Source organism: Bradyrhizobium sp. WSM4873, assembly GCF_055811355.1.
Window position 1 is genome coordinate 183021 of the sequence record NZ_JBVVPS010000009.1, and the last position, 14814, is coordinate 197834.

The 14814-nt window shown below is 65.8% G+C and carries 15 protein-coding genes; 5 read left to right on the forward strand and 10 right to left on the reverse strand.

Going from position 1 to position 14814, the window contains the following annotated elements:
• Positions 1-9 precede the first annotated feature (9 nt).
• The 3 genes from AC0L21_RS15460 to AC0L21_RS15470 form a co-directional block, all read right to left on the reverse strand.
• Positions 10-405, reverse strand: a complete 396-nt coding sequence (locus tag AC0L21_RS15460; protein ID WP_473262695.1) for a GFA family protein — start codon at positions 403-405, stop codon at positions 10-12.
• A 1-nt stretch (position 406) separates the two neighbouring features.
• On the reverse strand, positions 407-778 hold the full coding sequence (locus AC0L21_RS15465; RefSeq protein ID WP_473262696.1) for a hypothetical protein: 372 nt from the start codon (positions 776-778) through the stop codon (positions 407-409).
• 102 nt (positions 779-880) lie between these two features.
• Entirely contained in the window at positions 881-1258 is a 378-nt protein-coding gene (locus AC0L21_RS15470; protein ID WP_473262697.1) for a tautomerase family protein, read from the reverse strand.
• A 111-nt stretch (positions 1259-1369) separates the two neighbouring features.
• Here AC0L21_RS15470 and AC0L21_RS15475 point away from each other — a divergent pair, with 111 nt between their 5' ends.
• Positions 1370-1969: a TetR/AcrR family transcriptional regulator gene (locus tag AC0L21_RS15475; protein ID WP_473262698.1), complete on the forward strand. Its 600-nt coding sequence runs from the start codon at positions 1370-1372 to the stop codon at positions 1967-1969.
• A 3-nt stretch (positions 1970-1972) separates the two neighbouring features.
• Here AC0L21_RS15475 and AC0L21_RS15480 read toward each other — a convergent pair whose 3' ends face one another.
• Positions 1973-2446, reverse strand: a complete 474-nt coding sequence (locus tag AC0L21_RS15480; protein ID WP_473262699.1) for a hypothetical protein — start codon at positions 2444-2446, stop codon at positions 1973-1975.
• A gap of 12 nt (positions 2447-2458) precedes the next feature.
• Positions 2459-3139: a hypothetical protein gene (locus AC0L21_RS15485; protein ID WP_473262700.1), complete on the reverse strand. Its 681-nt coding sequence runs from the start codon at positions 3137-3139 to the stop codon at positions 2459-2461.
• A 115-nt stretch (positions 3140-3254) separates the two neighbouring features.
• Between AC0L21_RS15485 and AC0L21_RS15490 the strand changes: the two genes are divergently transcribed.
• The gene (locus AC0L21_RS15490; protein ID WP_473262701.1) at positions 3255-4937 is read left to right on the forward strand and encodes a methyl-accepting chemotaxis protein; all 1683 of its coding nucleotides are present in this window, start codon (positions 3255-3257) and stop codon (positions 4935-4937) included.
• Here AC0L21_RS15490 and AC0L21_RS15495 read toward each other — a convergent pair.
• From AC0L21_RS15495 to AC0L21_RS15515, 5 genes are read right to left on the reverse strand one after another with little or no spacing between them, the layout of a single operon-like run.
• Entirely contained in the window at positions 4903-5832 is a 930-nt protein-coding gene (locus AC0L21_RS15495; protein ID WP_473262702.1) for a polysaccharide deacetylase family protein, read from the reverse strand. The genes AC0L21_RS15490 and AC0L21_RS15495 overlap by 35 nt on opposite strands.
• A gap of 2 nt (positions 5833-5834) precedes the next feature.
• On the reverse strand, positions 5835-6644 hold the full coding sequence (locus AC0L21_RS15500; protein ID WP_473262703.1) for an ABC transporter permease: 810 nt from the start codon (positions 6642-6644) through the stop codon (positions 5835-5837).
• The gene (locus AC0L21_RS15505; protein ID WP_473262704.1) at positions 6634-7491 is read right to left on the reverse strand and encodes an ABC transporter permease; all 858 of its coding nucleotides are present in this window, start codon (positions 7489-7491) and stop codon (positions 6634-6636) included. The genes AC0L21_RS15500 and AC0L21_RS15505 overlap by 11 nt, the downstream gene beginning before the upstream one ends.
• Positions 7492-8541 (reverse strand): ABC transporter substrate-binding protein, encoded by a 1050-nt coding sequence (locus tag AC0L21_RS15510; RefSeq protein ID WP_473262705.1) that lies wholly within the window; start codon positions 8539-8541, stop codon positions 7492-7494.
• A 1-nt stretch (position 8542) separates the two neighbouring features.
• A complete protein-coding gene (locus AC0L21_RS15515) occupies positions 8543-9667 on the reverse strand; it encodes an ABC transporter ATP-binding protein (protein ID WP_473262706.1) in 1125 nt (374 codons plus the stop codon).
• Positions 9668-9867: 200 nt separating this feature from the next.
• On the opposite strand from AC0L21_RS15515, the gene AC0L21_RS15520 reads away from it, so the two are divergent.
• From AC0L21_RS15520 to AC0L21_RS15530, 3 genes are all read left to right on the forward strand, one after another.
• A complete protein-coding gene (locus AC0L21_RS15520) occupies positions 9868-10638 on the forward strand; it encodes a GntR family transcriptional regulator (RefSeq protein WP_473262707.1) in 771 nt (256 codons plus the stop codon).
• Position 10639: 1 nt separating this feature from the next.
• Positions 10640-11314: an aspartate/glutamate racemase family protein gene (locus AC0L21_RS15525; RefSeq protein WP_473262708.1), complete on the forward strand. Its 675-nt coding sequence runs from the start codon at positions 10640-10642 to the stop codon at positions 11312-11314.
• Positions 11315-11441: 127 nt separating this feature from the next.
• Positions 11442-14747 (forward strand): acetyl-CoA carboxylase family protein, encoded by a 3306-nt coding sequence (locus AC0L21_RS15530; protein WP_473262709.1) that lies wholly within the window; start codon positions 11442-11444, stop codon positions 14745-14747.
• Positions 14748-14814: the final 67 nt, after the last annotated feature.

Here is a 14814-nt window from a genome sequence, read left to right on the forward strand (position 1 = left end):
CGCGTTGCCTCAGTTCTCTACCGGCAATCCGTCGCCGTGCACATACCAGTCTGCGCGTGAGGTCCACTGGGCATGCCGGTCGGGCGTCGCGCCCAGCGGCTCGTCGAACGCGCCGGCGTGGATGATCGCTTCGCGTCCGCTGCGCGTCAGATGCGGCATCGGGCTGCCGCAGGTCCTGCAGAACGCCGTCGCGAAGCTTCGTGCATTGGGCAGATCGAAGCGCGCGACGGATGTTTCTCCGTGCAGCCAGCGCAGCGCCCCCGCCGTCACGATCACCTCGCAGGCATGCGCGGCTCCGGTTGCCTTGCGGCAGCGTGAGCAATGGCAGTTGAGGAATCGATCGAACGGCCCCTCGACCTCGAACGCAACCTCGCCGCACAGGCAGCTTCCCCGAAATGCGGCCATCTCACTCCCCCTCCGGCTCGGTCGGCTTCTCGGCGGTTTCGTCGGCGTGAACCGGTGGAGCGCCGTGCGCGCCGCGCAGCCGAATCATGGTGTCGATCACGTCGACCTCGATCTTCAGCATGTCGAGATCGCGCGTCATCTCGCGCATCTCCTGGCCCTTGCGCGCCAGTTCCTCGGAGACGTCGACCGCCATCTTGCGCTCGGTGACGCTGCCTTGCGTGTTGACGAACAGCTTGGCGCGCATCCATTCGAGCCGCGCCCGCTGGGTGTCACGCTCGAACTTCTTTTCCGCGTAGCGCCGCCGCGCCTCCGCGTAGGCACCGATCAGCGCGGTCTCCGGCAGGCTCCACAATTGCTCCACCGACATGGTCATGCCGCTCACGTCCCCGGTTCGGCTTGGAGGAGGTGTACTCCGCAGCCCATCAGATCCCTCCGGCCGGCAATTCTCAAGAGGGCGTCAGCGGTTTCGGCAAACTCAAGCGAATTGTGCGATGCCGTTTCCAACGGACCAGTTCGCCGCCGGCGCGTCGAGTACGTTCACGAACACGTCCTCGGGCCGGATGCCCGGGTTCTCGCCGAGAAGGTCCGCAATCCGGCGGTACAGCGCCTTTTTTTCCTCGGGGGTGCGCGAGGCGAACACGGTGATCTGGATCAGCACGGCGTCGTCGCTGCGCGTGACGCCGTAGGCATTGCCGCAGCGGAAGTTCGCGGGCGAAAGCTCGCTGATGGTCATGAACTCATCGCCTTCGGGGACGTTCAGGGTCTCGCGCATGGCGCGATAGAGGCCGTCGAGGATCGCCTGCCGGTAGGCTTCCGGTTTTCCGGCGCGCATCGAGATGTGGAGGAGAGGCATCGCGAATTCCTCGTTGACGAAAGGGCGCATTGGCCCCAGCTTGTTTTTAACACCGCGTCAAGAAATCATGTTGTTGACAGAGTGTCAAATACAGCCTGACGGGAGCAAAGCTTGAGGCCGCGCGAGTTCGACCACGACGACGTCCTGCGCATCGCATTCGACCAGTTCTGGCGCAAGGGCGTCCGCGGCACCTCGCTGTCGGACATCGCGCGCGACGCCGGTGTCCAGCGCGGCAGCCTCTACAATGCGTTCGGCAGCAAGGAGGCGCTGTTCCTCCAGGCCTATGAGCGCTACGCGGGCGATTATTTCCTTGCGCTGCAAAAGGCGCTCGCCGCGGGCAGCTTGCGAAAGCGCCTCACCGCGTTCTTCGACCTGACCATCACAAATTTCCGCTCCGGCTCGCCGCCGCGCGGATGTCCGACCACGCGCGGCTTGATGGAACTCGGCGCGGCCGAAGGCGAGGGGCTGGACGAGGAGGCGCGGCAAGCCTTCGCGAACCTCATCTCGCGCATCACCGTTCTGGTTCAGGAGACCTTGTCGGCGGGTGCGGCGCGCGGTGAATTCAACGGCAATTCCGCGGCCGCAGCGCTGCACATCATCACGGTGACGCGCGGCCTCGCCGTGCTCGAACGTGCCTTCGGCAATGAGCCTCAGCTCCGCAAGATCGCGTCCCACACCATCGATCTCGTGCTCGGCAAGAAGGGCGGCTAGGTGTCAGCAGACCGCGAGCGCGTTGACCGCCCGCGTCGTCACGGTCTCGTTCTCGCTGCCGACAAACTGGCAGACGGCGGATTCGAGCTCACCCGCCTGGCTGCCGCGCGCCACCGCCAGCAGCCGCATCAATTCCGCCTCGTCCTTCGACAGGCGCCGGCACGATGGCGGCATGAAGCACAATTGGCAGGGCCGGCCGCTACGCAGGATTCTGACGAGCGCGGCAACGCGTGCGACCAGCAGCGGGCTATCGGCGATGCCAGGCGCCTCGTCGGCAAGGCGATAGGCGGCCTCCCAGCAATCGGACGCGCCGGTCGCATAGGCGGCAGCGATGAACCGGAACAGCGAGAGCGTGACGCGGCCAAAATCATCGTAGCTCTCGACGTCAGGCCGCGTCGCAAGCGCGGCCCGGAGCGGACAGAGCCGCGCCTGGCCGGCTTCCGTGACGGGCACAAAGCCGGAACTATCATGCATCATGTGCGATCCCGGTCAGTGCAACGTGGGGCTTCCGACCAGCCAGCTCTTCATCGCCATCGTCCGGTCATGGGCGAGAGACGGAACGTGCCGGGCGGGCAGGATGAGACCCGCCATGCGGAAGATCGTTGCAAGCCCCCGCACGGGTGCGAGAGCCCAATCGGCGCCGACAGGCGGCAGCCAGCATTCGAACTGCTCGCGCGCGATATCGTCGCGCTCTTGCTGCGCGGCGACGATTGCTCGCAATATGCCGTGCTCGCTGTCGGACATGCGCGGGCAGGTCGGGCAGTGCACCGCGATGGCCGTATGCGCCGTGCAGGCAAAGATCTCGATGATGGATTCCAGCGAAGGCACGGCGTCGCCCACGCGAAAGTGGTCGTAGACTTGCTGGATATCGGCCGAGGTCGGAACAGCGCTTCCGCTGCGGGCCTTGGCCCGAAATCCCCAAATGAAGAGCCGCTCCGCTGCGCTCAGCGCCGGAAGGTCGAGGGATCCTGTCGATGTTGATTGATGCATTGAGCCTCTGGCCTCCGGCTGCGCCCATGCCCGGCTGGCGCTCATGATCTGCGCCGATCGTTCCGTCAGAGCCCCCTGCAAGTCAACGCTCGGAGGGGCGATGTCGAGGTCTTCTAGTTTTGAAGAGTTCGCATCTTGGATGCAGCCCGCGTCGTGAACCTGCGAGGCCGTCCGCGGCATGCCGGTAGGATCCTACGGAATCCTGCGGGGGTTGGGGGAACCCGAATGCTTAAAGCTTTGCTAAGGGAAGCGGGATAAACTGGCATATCAGCCCTTCCAATTCTTGCGAGCACCGATGTTTTTCTCCCGCATCAGTTTCAAGCTGGTTCTGATTGTCGGCATCAGCCTTCTCGGCATGATCGCGCTGGCGCCGATCGCGCTCTCGACCCTGCGCGCGCAGATGATCGCGGACCGTGAGGCCAAGACGCAGCACATGGTCGATGTCGGCTACGGCATTCTGGCGCACTACCAGAAGCTCGAAAGCGAGGGAAAACTCCCACGCGAGCAGGCCCAGGCCGGCGCGATCGCCGAGATCAAAAGCCTGCGCTACGACAAGGTCGAGTATTTCTGGCTGAACGACATGACCCCCAAGATGGTCATGCACCCGATCAAGCCCGAGCTCGACGGCAAGGATCTCGCCGGGATGAAGGATCCGTCCGGCAACGCGCTGTTCGTCGGCTTCGTCGACGTCGTCAAGAAGCAGGGCGCGGGCTTCTACAGCTACCTCTGGCCGAAGCCCGGCTTCGACCAGCCGGTCGGAAAAATCTCCTATGTGAAGGGCTTTGCGCCCTGGGGCTGGATCATCGGCACCGGTATCTATCTCGACGACGTCGATGCCGTCTTCCGCCAGAATGCGATGACCTTCGCCGTGGTGTGCCTGGTCGTGTTCGTGCTCGTGCTCGGCGCCTCCTTCGTGATCGGCCGCAGCGTGACCCGGCCGCTGGCGAAGATCACCGCGCTCACCGATCGCCTCGCCGCCGGCGACAGCGCGTTCGACGTGCCCCATACCGATCGTCGCGACGAGATCGGCGGGCTCGCCAAGGCGCTCGCCGTGTTCAAGGACAATGCGTCGGCGGTCGGCCGGATGCACGCCGAACAGCAGGAGACGAAGCAGAAGGCCGACGAGGAGAAGCGCAAGACGATGACCGATCTCGCCGGCAAGTTCGAGGCGAACGTTCAGGCCGTCGTCCGCGACGTCTTCAACGAGGCGCGCGCGATGCAGCAGGCCGCGCAGGGCATGTCCGAGACCGCCAACAAGGCGACCGACCGCGCGAGCTTCGTCGCCACCGCCTGCCAGCAGGCTTCGAGCAACGTGCAGACGGTGGCCTCCGCCGCCGCGCAGCTGTCGTCCTCGATCACCGAGATCAGCCAGCGCGTCGCGCAGGCTGCAACCGTGGCCGACAAGGCCGCTGCCGACGGTCAGCGCACCAACGACACCGTGCAGGGGCTGGCGGCGGCCGCGCACAAGATCGGCGAGGTCATCGACCTCATCAACCAGATCGCCTCGCAGACCAATCTGCTCGCGCTCAACGCCACCATCGAGGCGGCGCGCGCCGGCGAGGCCGGTAAGGGCTTCGCGGTGGTGGCAAGCGAAGTGAAGTCGCTGGCGAGCCAGACCGCGAAGGCGACCGACGAGATCGGCGCGCAGATTACCGCGATCCAGGCCGAGACCAACCAGGTCGTCGGCAACATCGAGAGCATCCGCAGCACCATCATGGAGGTCAACGAGATCTCCTCGTCGATCGCCGCAGCGGTCGAGGAGCAGGGCGCCGCGACCGCGGCGATCGCTCACAGCGTACGCGAGGCCGCCTCCGGCACCGACCAGGTTTCGCAGAACATCTCGGGTGTGACGGATGCGACTGCGGAGACCGGCCAGGCCGCCGGCCTGGTGCTGCAATCGAGCGGCCGGCTGTCGCAGAAGCTGCAATCGCTGGAAGACGAGGTCAGCGCTTTCGTTGCGGGGGTGCGGGCGGCCTAGCGCGCCACCGCACGAAATGCGCCGCGATGTCGGCGCGTGTCGCGACCCAGACCCGACCATCGAGCCGCGCAAGCTCGGCGAGAATGGCCTTCACGGCACGGAAGCGCGCCGGCCGGCCGCAAATGCGCAGGTGAAGGCCGATCGACAGCATCGCGGAGCGGCCGCGTTCGGCTTCCTCGGTCAGCGTCGCGAGCGCGGCGCTGACATAGTTTGGAAAATCCTCCGGCTGCACAAAGCCGTTGGGGTGGAAGAACTTCATATCGTTGGTGTCGAAGCCGTAGGGCAGGATCAGCATCGATCCCTTTGGTGACCCGCTCCAATAGGGCAGGTCGTCATCGAGTGCATTGGAATCGTAGGCGAAGCCGAGTTCGATCAGGATATCACGCGTCCAGGCGCTCTGGCTGCCGCGCGTCATGAAGCCGACTGGTGTGACGCCGGTCGCACGCGTAATGACGTCGCGCGTCTTCTCGATGTCGCGCCGCTCGGTCTCGGCATCGCCATAGAGCGCGTGCGGCAGCCAGCGCCAGCCGTGCACCGCGGGCTCGTGCCCGGCTTCGACCGCGGCACGCGCAAGGTCCGGCACGCGCTCGACGGCACGGCCGCACATCATGAAGGTTGAGCGGACATTGGCATGCGTGAAGGCGTCGAGGAAGCGCCACAAGCCCACGCGCATGCCGTAGTCGAACACCTGCTCCTGCACGAGATCGCGAATGCCTGGCGGCGATTTCGAGGCGACCTCCCCGTAACGTTCCGTTTCCGCGTCGCCCTGCTCCACGGCGAGCTCGGCGCCTTCCTCGAAATTCACCACCAGCGACACCGCGACACGGGCGCCGTTGGGCCAGACGACATCGGGGCGTGCCCGGCCATATCCGCGAAGGTCGCGTTCGATCGGCATGGTCAGCGGTTCCCGATCTGACGGCTGATGCCGCCGAAGATTTCCGCACAGACGAGACCGGCCAACGTCACGAGTACGATGACGCCGGAGACGGCGGCGACGCGCACATCGAGGCTGCCTTCGAGGATCGCCCAGAGCTTGATCGGTAGCACTTCGGTGCGTGCGTCGGCCAGGAACAGCGACACCGGAACATTGTCGAACGAGGTCAGGAACGCCACAAAGCAGCTCGCCACGATGCCGCGGCGGATCAGCGGCAGCGTGACGCGGCGGAAGGTGTACCAGTGGCTGGCGCCAAGGCTGAGCGAGCAGGTGATCAGCACCGGATTGAGCTGCTGCACTGACGCCCCGACCATCCGGATCACGAAGGGCACGCAGATGATGGTGTGGCCGAGCACCAGCGTCGCCGCCGACAGGCGGATGCCGAGCAGATTGAAGACCAGCAGCAGCGACAGGCCGAAGGCCATGGCAGGTAGCACCATCGGTGACATGAACAGCGCATCGAGTGCGCGCGCGATCTTCAGCCGGCTGCGCGCGAGCCCAAGCGCTGCTGCGCCGCCCAGCACCGCGGAGAGGATCGTCGCCGCCGCCGCGACCTTGAGACTGGTCAGCGCAGGCTCGATGATTTCCTGCGATTGCAGCAGCTCGACATACCAGCGCAGCGACCAGCTCGGCGGCGGAAATCTCAGCGTGATGCCGCCGGTGAAGGAAATGATGACGACGACCAGCGTCGGCGCCAGCAGCAGCAGCATGCCGAAGCCAGTGATCGTTCCGACGACGGCGGAATAGGCGCGGTCGACGAGGCTACGCTGCATCGACGCCTCGCACGTAGCGGCGGGACAGCGCGCCGATGGCGAAGACGATGCCGGTCACGGCCAGCGTGAAGATCAGCGACAGCGCGGCCGAGAACGGCCAGTCCTGCACGCCGACCGCCTGCTGGTAGATATAAGACGGCATCAGGATGATGCGTCCGCCGCCGACCAGCGTCTGGGTGATGAAGGCGGTCGCAGCCGCCGCGAAGACGAGGAGCCAGCCGGCAATCGCGCCCGGCAGCGTCAGCGGCAGGATGACCGTGATGAAAATGCGCGCGCGACTCGCGCCAAGCCCTTCCGCCGCCCGTGTCAGATTGCCGTCGAGCCGCAGCAGGCTGTTGATGACAGGCAGAGCCATCAAGGGAAGCTGGATTTGGGTCAGCGCCAGAACCATGCCCTCCCAGGTGTAGAGCAGCCGGGCCGGCGCCTGCCAGAACCCGAGTGACAGCATCGCCGAGTTGATGATGCCGTCGCGGCCGAGGATGACGATCCAGGCAAAGGTGCGCACCACCGTGCTGGTCAGGAGCGGCAGCATGATCAGGAAGGTGATCAGCGTGCGCATGAACGCGCCGCTCGCGACGTAGACCAGCGCGAGCGGATAGGCGAGGACCAGCGCCGCCAGCGCGACCTCGGCGCCGAGCCACAGCGTGTCCGTCAGCACCCCGAGGCTGAACGGGTCGGACAGGAAACGAAGATATTGGACCAGCGACAGGCCCGAGAATTGTGGATCGCGGAACAGGCTGACCAGCACAAGCGCGGCCAGCGGCAGCACGAAGGCTGCAAGAAACAGCACTGCCAGCGGAGCCACCGGCAGCAGCTGTCTTGATGCGCTCGTGCCGGCCGGTGCCATCTAGATCTTCACTTCCTTGCTGAAGCGGGTGATCCATTCGCCGCGCTGCGCCTGGAATTTGGTCCAGTCGAGCAGCACATTGCTGGCGACGAGGTCGTCGACGCTCTTGGCAACGGTGAGGTTTGCGCCGGTCAGCGGCACCTTGCCGTTAGTGGGCATCATCACCCAGGGCGAAGCTTCCAGCCCCTTCTGCGTCTCGACCGACATCACCGTGTCGAGATAGTCCAGCACCGCCTTGGGGTCCTGATTGTTCTTCACGATCTGCGCGCTGGTGCGGATCACGACCGCGCCGGACTTCGGTTTGGCGAAGGCGATGTCGACGCCCTTGGCGGCGAGCAACGCCACGTTGTTCCAGAAATTGAAGGCGATATCGATCTCGCCCTGCTGGAACAGCGCAGCCAGTGCGCCGGGCGAAGCCGCGATCGCGCCGACATTCGGCAGCAGCTTCTTGATGGCCTCGAAGGCCGGCTCGATGTTGGTTTCGGAGCCGCCGTTGAGCTTCGCGATCTCGACCATGAAGGCGGTGCCGAGGCTCGAGCCGAGCCCGGTGATGCCGACGCGCCCCTTGTATTCCGGCTTCCACAGATCCTCCCACGAGGTCGGCGGCGTCGTGATCTTCTTCGGGTTGTAGGCGATGCCGATCAGCTGACAGGTGATGACCGGCGCGTAACCGTCAGGATGACGGAATGCGCTTGGAACGTCGGCAAAGGATTTCGACTGCTCGACCGGGAATTTTTCCAGGACGCCGCTCGCAATCGCGGGGATCAGCGGCCCCTCGTCGAACAGTACCACGTCGAAGGGCGGCGCGTTGCGCGAGGCCTGGATCTTGCCGATCTGGTCGACGCCGAGCAGCGGCGTGAAGGTGACGCTGCTGTCGCTGGCTTTCTTGAAAGCGGGCCCGACCACCGAGCGGAAGGCTTCGTCAAAGCTGCCCGGATAGGTCGTGGCCACGATCGAGGAGGCGGCGCACGACGTTGTCGGCCATCCCCAGCTTGCCGCCGCAAGAGCGGCCGAACCTGAGGCGAGCAGCGATCTCCGGGATAGACTCATGTCAAGCACTCCTTTGCTGATCGGTTGGGACGCCGTCGACCGGCGTGCTGAAAATGCTGACGCGCGAGACGTCGGATACGGCGAGCCAGGCGGTCGATCCTGTCTGCACTTTCGCGATGCCGGCCGCGCGGGCCTGGCTGATCTTCACGGCCTCACCGCTCGCAGTGATGCCTTCGGTGACGCTGACGGCGCCGAGCGGCACGGTGGCGCGGATCGTGATGGGAATGGCGCCGGGTTGTTCCGCCGCGCCGAACGCGATGTTCTCCGGCCGGACCGAGATCGTCACCGGGGTGCCGCGTCGGCGCTGCGCGGAACGGCCGAGGTCGATCTCGGGCCCTGAGTCCAGCTGCACGCGATCCGTCTCGGTGACGGTGCCGCGCAAGAGATTGGTGTGGCCGATGAAGCTCGAGATGAACAGGCTTGCCGGGCGGTCGTAGAGTGCGTCGGGGCTGTCGATCTGTTCGATGCGTCCGTTGTTGAGCACGACGATGCGGTCGGCCATCGACAGTGCCTCCTCCTGGTCGTGCGTGACGATGATGGACGTGACGCCAAAGGTCTTGAGCAGGCTCTTGATCTCGATCTGCATGTCGAGGCGCAAATTCTTGTCGAGTGCGGAGAACGGCTCGTCGAGCAGCACGAGGCCCGGATCGATCGCAAGCGCACGCGCCAGCGCCACGCGCTGCTGCTGTCCGCCGGACAGCTCTCCCGGAAGCCTTCGCGCGTACGATGTCATCTGCGCAAGGCCCAGCATCTGCTCGACCTTGGCTGCGACCGCCACGTTCGGTGTCTTGCGCGCCCGCAATCCGTACGCGACGTTCTCGAATACGGTGAGATGCGGAAACAGGGCATAGTTCTGGAACACCATGCCGATGCGGCGGCGGTTGGCGGGGATGTGCTCCACCCGCGCACCGTCGAAGCGGACCTCGCCCTTGGACGGACGAAGGAATCCCGCGATGATCTGGAGCATGGTGGTCTTGCCGCAGCCGGAGGGGCCGAGCAGCGCGATCAGCTCACCGGCTGCAGCGGTGAGGCTGATCTCGTCCAGCGCAACCGTCGCGCCGAAAGCGTGGCCTATGCCCTTGAGATCCAGCGAATGTCCGCGTACGTCGCTCAACGCCAGCTCCATCCTTCGCGTTGTCCTGCGCGAGGATAGGTTAGCAATCGTCGTGCCAGCGCGGTCCGTTCGCTAAGGCGTTGCAGGCGTTGTGATAATTTTAGGCGCCAAAAATTGGCGCCAATATACTGACTATATTGTAAACAGTAATAGTTACGGTTTGTATAAAAAATGGGCTGCGGCAGCATTCCAGAATCCTGTAAAACCGACGCATGAAGCGAAGCCGTCCCCTCAAGAGCAAGCCGAAGCGCTCCGAGCCGAAGCGTCCGGAGCCTGACGCGATGGATGTCCGCAGCATCGACGACGATCCGGTGGTGCAGGGCATCCTGACCGCGATCAGCCAGAAACGGCTGAAGCCCGGTGCCAAGCTCGGCGAGGACAAGCTCGCGGCTGCGTTCGGCACCACACGGATTCACATCCGCCAGGCACTGTCCCATCTCGCCTCGCGCAAGGTGGTGATGCAGATCCCCAACCGCGGCGCCTTCGTGTATCGGCCGAGTTGGGAGGAAGCTCAGGACATCTTTGCCGTGCGGCGCCTCATCGAGACAGCGACCGTCGCCGCGGCGATCGACCGGCTGGACAAGTCAGGCAAGGCCGCGCTGAAATCGCATATGGAGCTCGAGGCCAAGCACGACCGCAACGACCGCTGGGCCTCGCTGTCGCTCACGGCGGAATTCCACGTCCTGGTCGCCAAGCTTGCGGGCAACCAGGTGCTGCTGGACATGTCGCGCGAATTGATGCTGCGGACCTCGCTGGCGATCGCGACCTTCGAGGAGCCGGGCGAGCCGGATTGTTCGCCCGACGCGCACCCCGACATCGGGGCGCTGATCCTGGCAAAGGACAAGGCCGGGGCGATCCATGCCATGCGCCACCACATCGAGGAGATGGAAAAGCGTATCACGCCGCGAGAGGACAAGGACGAGGTCGACGAGCTCACCGCGATCTTCCAGGAGATCGGCGCGCGCGCGCGGGCAGGCGGATAGCATGGCCGGCCGCCGCATTCTCCTGATCAATCCGAACAGTTCCGTGGCGACCACTGAGATGATGATCGCTATCGCGAGGTCGGCCGCCGTCGACCGCTTCGACGTCGACATCGACGGCGCGACCGCAACGCGTGCGCCGCAAATAATCGTGATGCCGGATGCGTTGGATGCAGCTTCCGCCGAAGTTCTGGAGATCGCGCAGTCGAACCGGCATCCATGCGACGGTATCATCGTCGCGGCGTTCGGCGATCCCGGATTGGCCGGGATCAAGGCCGCAATGAAACTGCCCGCGGCCGGCATCGGCGAGTCCTCGATGCTGGCAGCCGCCGAGAACGGCCGCCGCTTCGGCGTGGCGACCACGACGCCGCTGTTGGAAGCGAAGATCGACGCCTTGCCGGACGCGCTGGGGCTGCGATCGTATTACACTGGCGCCCGCTTCGCGGAGGGCGATCCGCAGGAGCTGATGCGCGATCCGGCGCGATTGCGCGCGGCGCTCGCCGGCGCGGTCGAGGCCTGCATCGCGCAGGATGGCGCGGAGGCCGTCATCATCGGCGGCGGGCCGTTGGGCGAAGCCGCGCGCGAGCTTCAGCCGATGTTCACCGTGCCGATCATCGCGCCGATCCCGTCTGCCGTGGCGCGGATTATTCGCCTCATCACGGCGCGCGCGACCGAGTGAAATTCCGGCCCGCGGGAACGATCTTCGCGACCGGCGTTCTTGCCCTTGACGGCCTCGGTTAAAGTGACGAAGCAGAACCATCGGTCCTGCCGACCCGCGTTTGGGTGCGCGGGCATGGAGACGCTGCATGTCGTTCAAAAAGCTCCTGATCGCCAATCGCGGCGAGATCGCCATCCGCATCGCGCGCGCGGCAGCAGACGCGGGCCTCGCGACGGTCGCGATCCATCCCGCCGACGACGCGCTGTCGCTGCATGTGCGCCTTGCCGACGAGGCGGCGGAAATCCCCGGCCGCGGCGCGCGGGCCTATCTCGACATCGAGGCGGTGGTGAAGGCGGCGAGGAGCGCAGGCTGCGACGCCGTGCACCCCGGCTACGGCTTCCTCAGCGAGAACGCAGCGTTCGCCAAGGCCTGCGCGGACGCGGGCCTTGCCTTCGTCGGGCCCAAGGCCGCGGCGCTCGAACTGTTCGGCGATAAGGTCGCGGCGCGGCAACTGGCAAAGCGCTGCGGCGTGCCGATCATCGCCGGCACCAGCGGGCCGTCCTCGCTGGAGGACATCGCGGCGTTCTTCACCTCGCTTGGCAGCAACGCGGCGATCGTGATCAAGGCGATGGCCGGCGGTGGCGGCCGCGGCATGCGCGTGGTGGAGAATGCATCCGATCTCGCGGAGGCCTATGCGCGCTGCCAGTCCGAGGCCAAGGCCGCGTTCGGCTTCGACGGCGTCTATGCAGAGCGGTTGATCCGGCAGGCGCGCCATATCGAGGTGCAGATCATCGGCGACCGCCACGGCGCGATCTCCCACCTCTGGGAACGCGAATGCACCATTCAGCGCAGGCACCAGAAGCTGATCGAGGTGGCGCCGAGCCCGTCGCTCGGCGATGGCCTGCGCGAGCGTGTCATCGAGGCGGCGAAGCAACTCGCGGTGGCCGCGTCCTACGACAATCTCGGCACGTTCGAGTTCCTGGTCGACGGCACCGCTGACGACAGCTTTGCCTTCATCGAGGCCAACCCGCGGCTCCAGGTCGAGCACACCGTGACGGAAGAGGTGCTGGGCCTCGATCTCGTCCGCGCCCAGCTCGCGGTTGCCGCCGGCGCCTCGCTTGCCTCGCTCGGCCTGGCGCAAGGCTCGATCCCGAAACCGCGTGGCTACGCCATGCAGCTCCGTGTCAACATGGAGACGCTGGACGAGCTGGGGGCGACGCACCCGACCGGCGGCGTGCTTGCCGTGTTCGAGCCGCCGTCAGGTCCCGGCGTCCGTGTCGATAGTTTCGGTTATGCCGGCTACAAGACCAGCGCCGCCTTCGACTCGCTGCTGGCAAAGGTCATCGTGCATACGCCCGGTGAAGCCTGGCACGAGGTCGTTGCCAAGGCTTCGCGCGCCTTGCGCGCGTTTCGGATCGACGGCGTCATCACCAACATCGCCTTCCTCCAGGCCGTGCTGGCGCATCCCGACTTCAGGGCCAACCGCATCGCGACAGACTTCATCGATCGCAATATCGCGAAGCTCGTGGAGGCCGCTGATGGCGCTGCAAAGCCGCTGTATTTTGCCGCGAGCGAGCGAAGCGGTGGCCAAGACACCGACGCACACGTCGCGCAGGTAGTTCCTGAAGGCGCCGTGATGGTCGCAGCACCCTTGCAGGGAACCATCGTCACCATCCAGGTGAAGGAAGGCGAGGTCGTGCGCCCGGGCCAGCAGCTCGCCGTGATCGAGTCCATGAAAATGGAGCATCTCGTCATGGCCGAGCAGGGCGGCCGCGTCATGAAGCTCGTGGCCGGCGACGGTGTCACGCTGATGCATGGCGAGCCGATCATGTATCTGGAGCCGCTCGAGGTCGCGGCCGATGCGTCGGCAACGGAAACCGATATCGATCTCGACCACATCCGTCCCGATCTCGCCGAACTGATCGCCCGCCAGGCCAATACGCTCGACGAAAATCGCCCTGCCTCGGTCGAGCGCCGCCGCAACACCAATCAGCGCACCGCGCGCGAAAATGTCGCGCAGCTCGTCGACGACGGCTCGTTCATGGAGTACGGCAGCCTTGCGATCGCGGCGCAGCGGCGCCGGCGCAAGCTCGACGATCTCGTCAAGAACACGCCGGCCGACGGCCTCGTCATGGGCGTCGCGACCGTCAACGCCGGGAAGTTCGGTCCCGAAGGCGGGCGCTGCATCGTCGTGGCCTACGACTACACCGTGCTCGCGGGCACGCAGGGCCACATGAACCACAAGAAGATCGACCGCATGCTGACGCTCGCGGAAGACTGGCGCGTGCCGCTGGTATTCTATGCCGAAGGCGGCGGCGGGCGGCCCGGCGATACCGACCGGCTCGGCATGACCGGGCTCGATGGTCCGTCCTTCGTGCAGTTCGCGAGACTCTCGGGTCTCGTGCCGGTCGTCGGCGTAGTCTCCGGCTATTGCTTCGCCGGCAATGCCGCGATGCTCGGCTGCTGCGATGTGATCATCGCCACCAAAAACGCCTCGATCGGCATGGGCGGCCCCGCGATGATCGAGGGCGGCGGGCTCGGCGTCTATCACCCGGCCGAGGTCGGTCCGGTGTCGTTTCAGTCACCGAACGGTGTCATCGACATCCTCGTCGAGGACGAGGAGGAGGCGACGTCCGTTGCGCAAAAATACCTGTCTTATTTCCAAGGCGCGGTGACGGAGTGGCAGGCCGCCGACCAGCGCCTGCTGCGTCGCGCGATCCCCGAGAACCGCCTGCGCGTCTACGACATCCGCAGCGTGATCGACCTCGTCGCCGACAAGGACTCCGTGCTGGAGCTGCGCCGCGACTACGGCGTCGGCATGATCACCGCGCTGATCCGCATCGAGGGCAAGCCGTTCGGCCTGATCGCCAACAATCCGCGCCATCTCGGCGGTGCGATCGATGCCGATGCCGGCGATAAGGCCGCGCGCTTCCTCCAGCTCTGCGACGCCTTCGATCTGCCGATCGTCTCGCTGTGCGACACGCCCGGCTTCATGGTCGGCCCGGAAGCCGAGAAGACCGCGATCGTGCGCCACGTCTCGCGGATGTTCGTGACAGGCGCGAGCCTGACTGTGCCGCTGTTCGGCATCGTCCTGCGCAAGGGCTATGGGCTCGGGGCGCAGTCGATGATCGGCGGCGGCTTCCACGCCTCGTTCTTCACCGCGGCCTGGCCGACCGGCGAGTTCGGCGGCATGGGTCTGGAGGGTTACGTCCGGCTCGGCTTCCGCAAGGAAATGGAGGCGATCGCCGACCCCGTCGAGCGCGAGACTTATTATCGCAACAAGGTCGCCGAGCTCTATGCCAACGGCAAGGCGGTCTCGATCGCCTCCGTGTTCGAGATCGACAACGTCATCGACCCCTCCGAGACGCGGCGGTGGATCATGGCAGGCCTGCGGTCGGTGCCGAAGCCGCCGGCCCGGACTGGGAAGAAGCGGCCGTGCATCGATACGTGGTGAGGGCGGTGCAGCAAATCTGATCGCGCTTCGCCGCGTTCCCGGTTCCCGATTGACTTCCCCGCCTGCG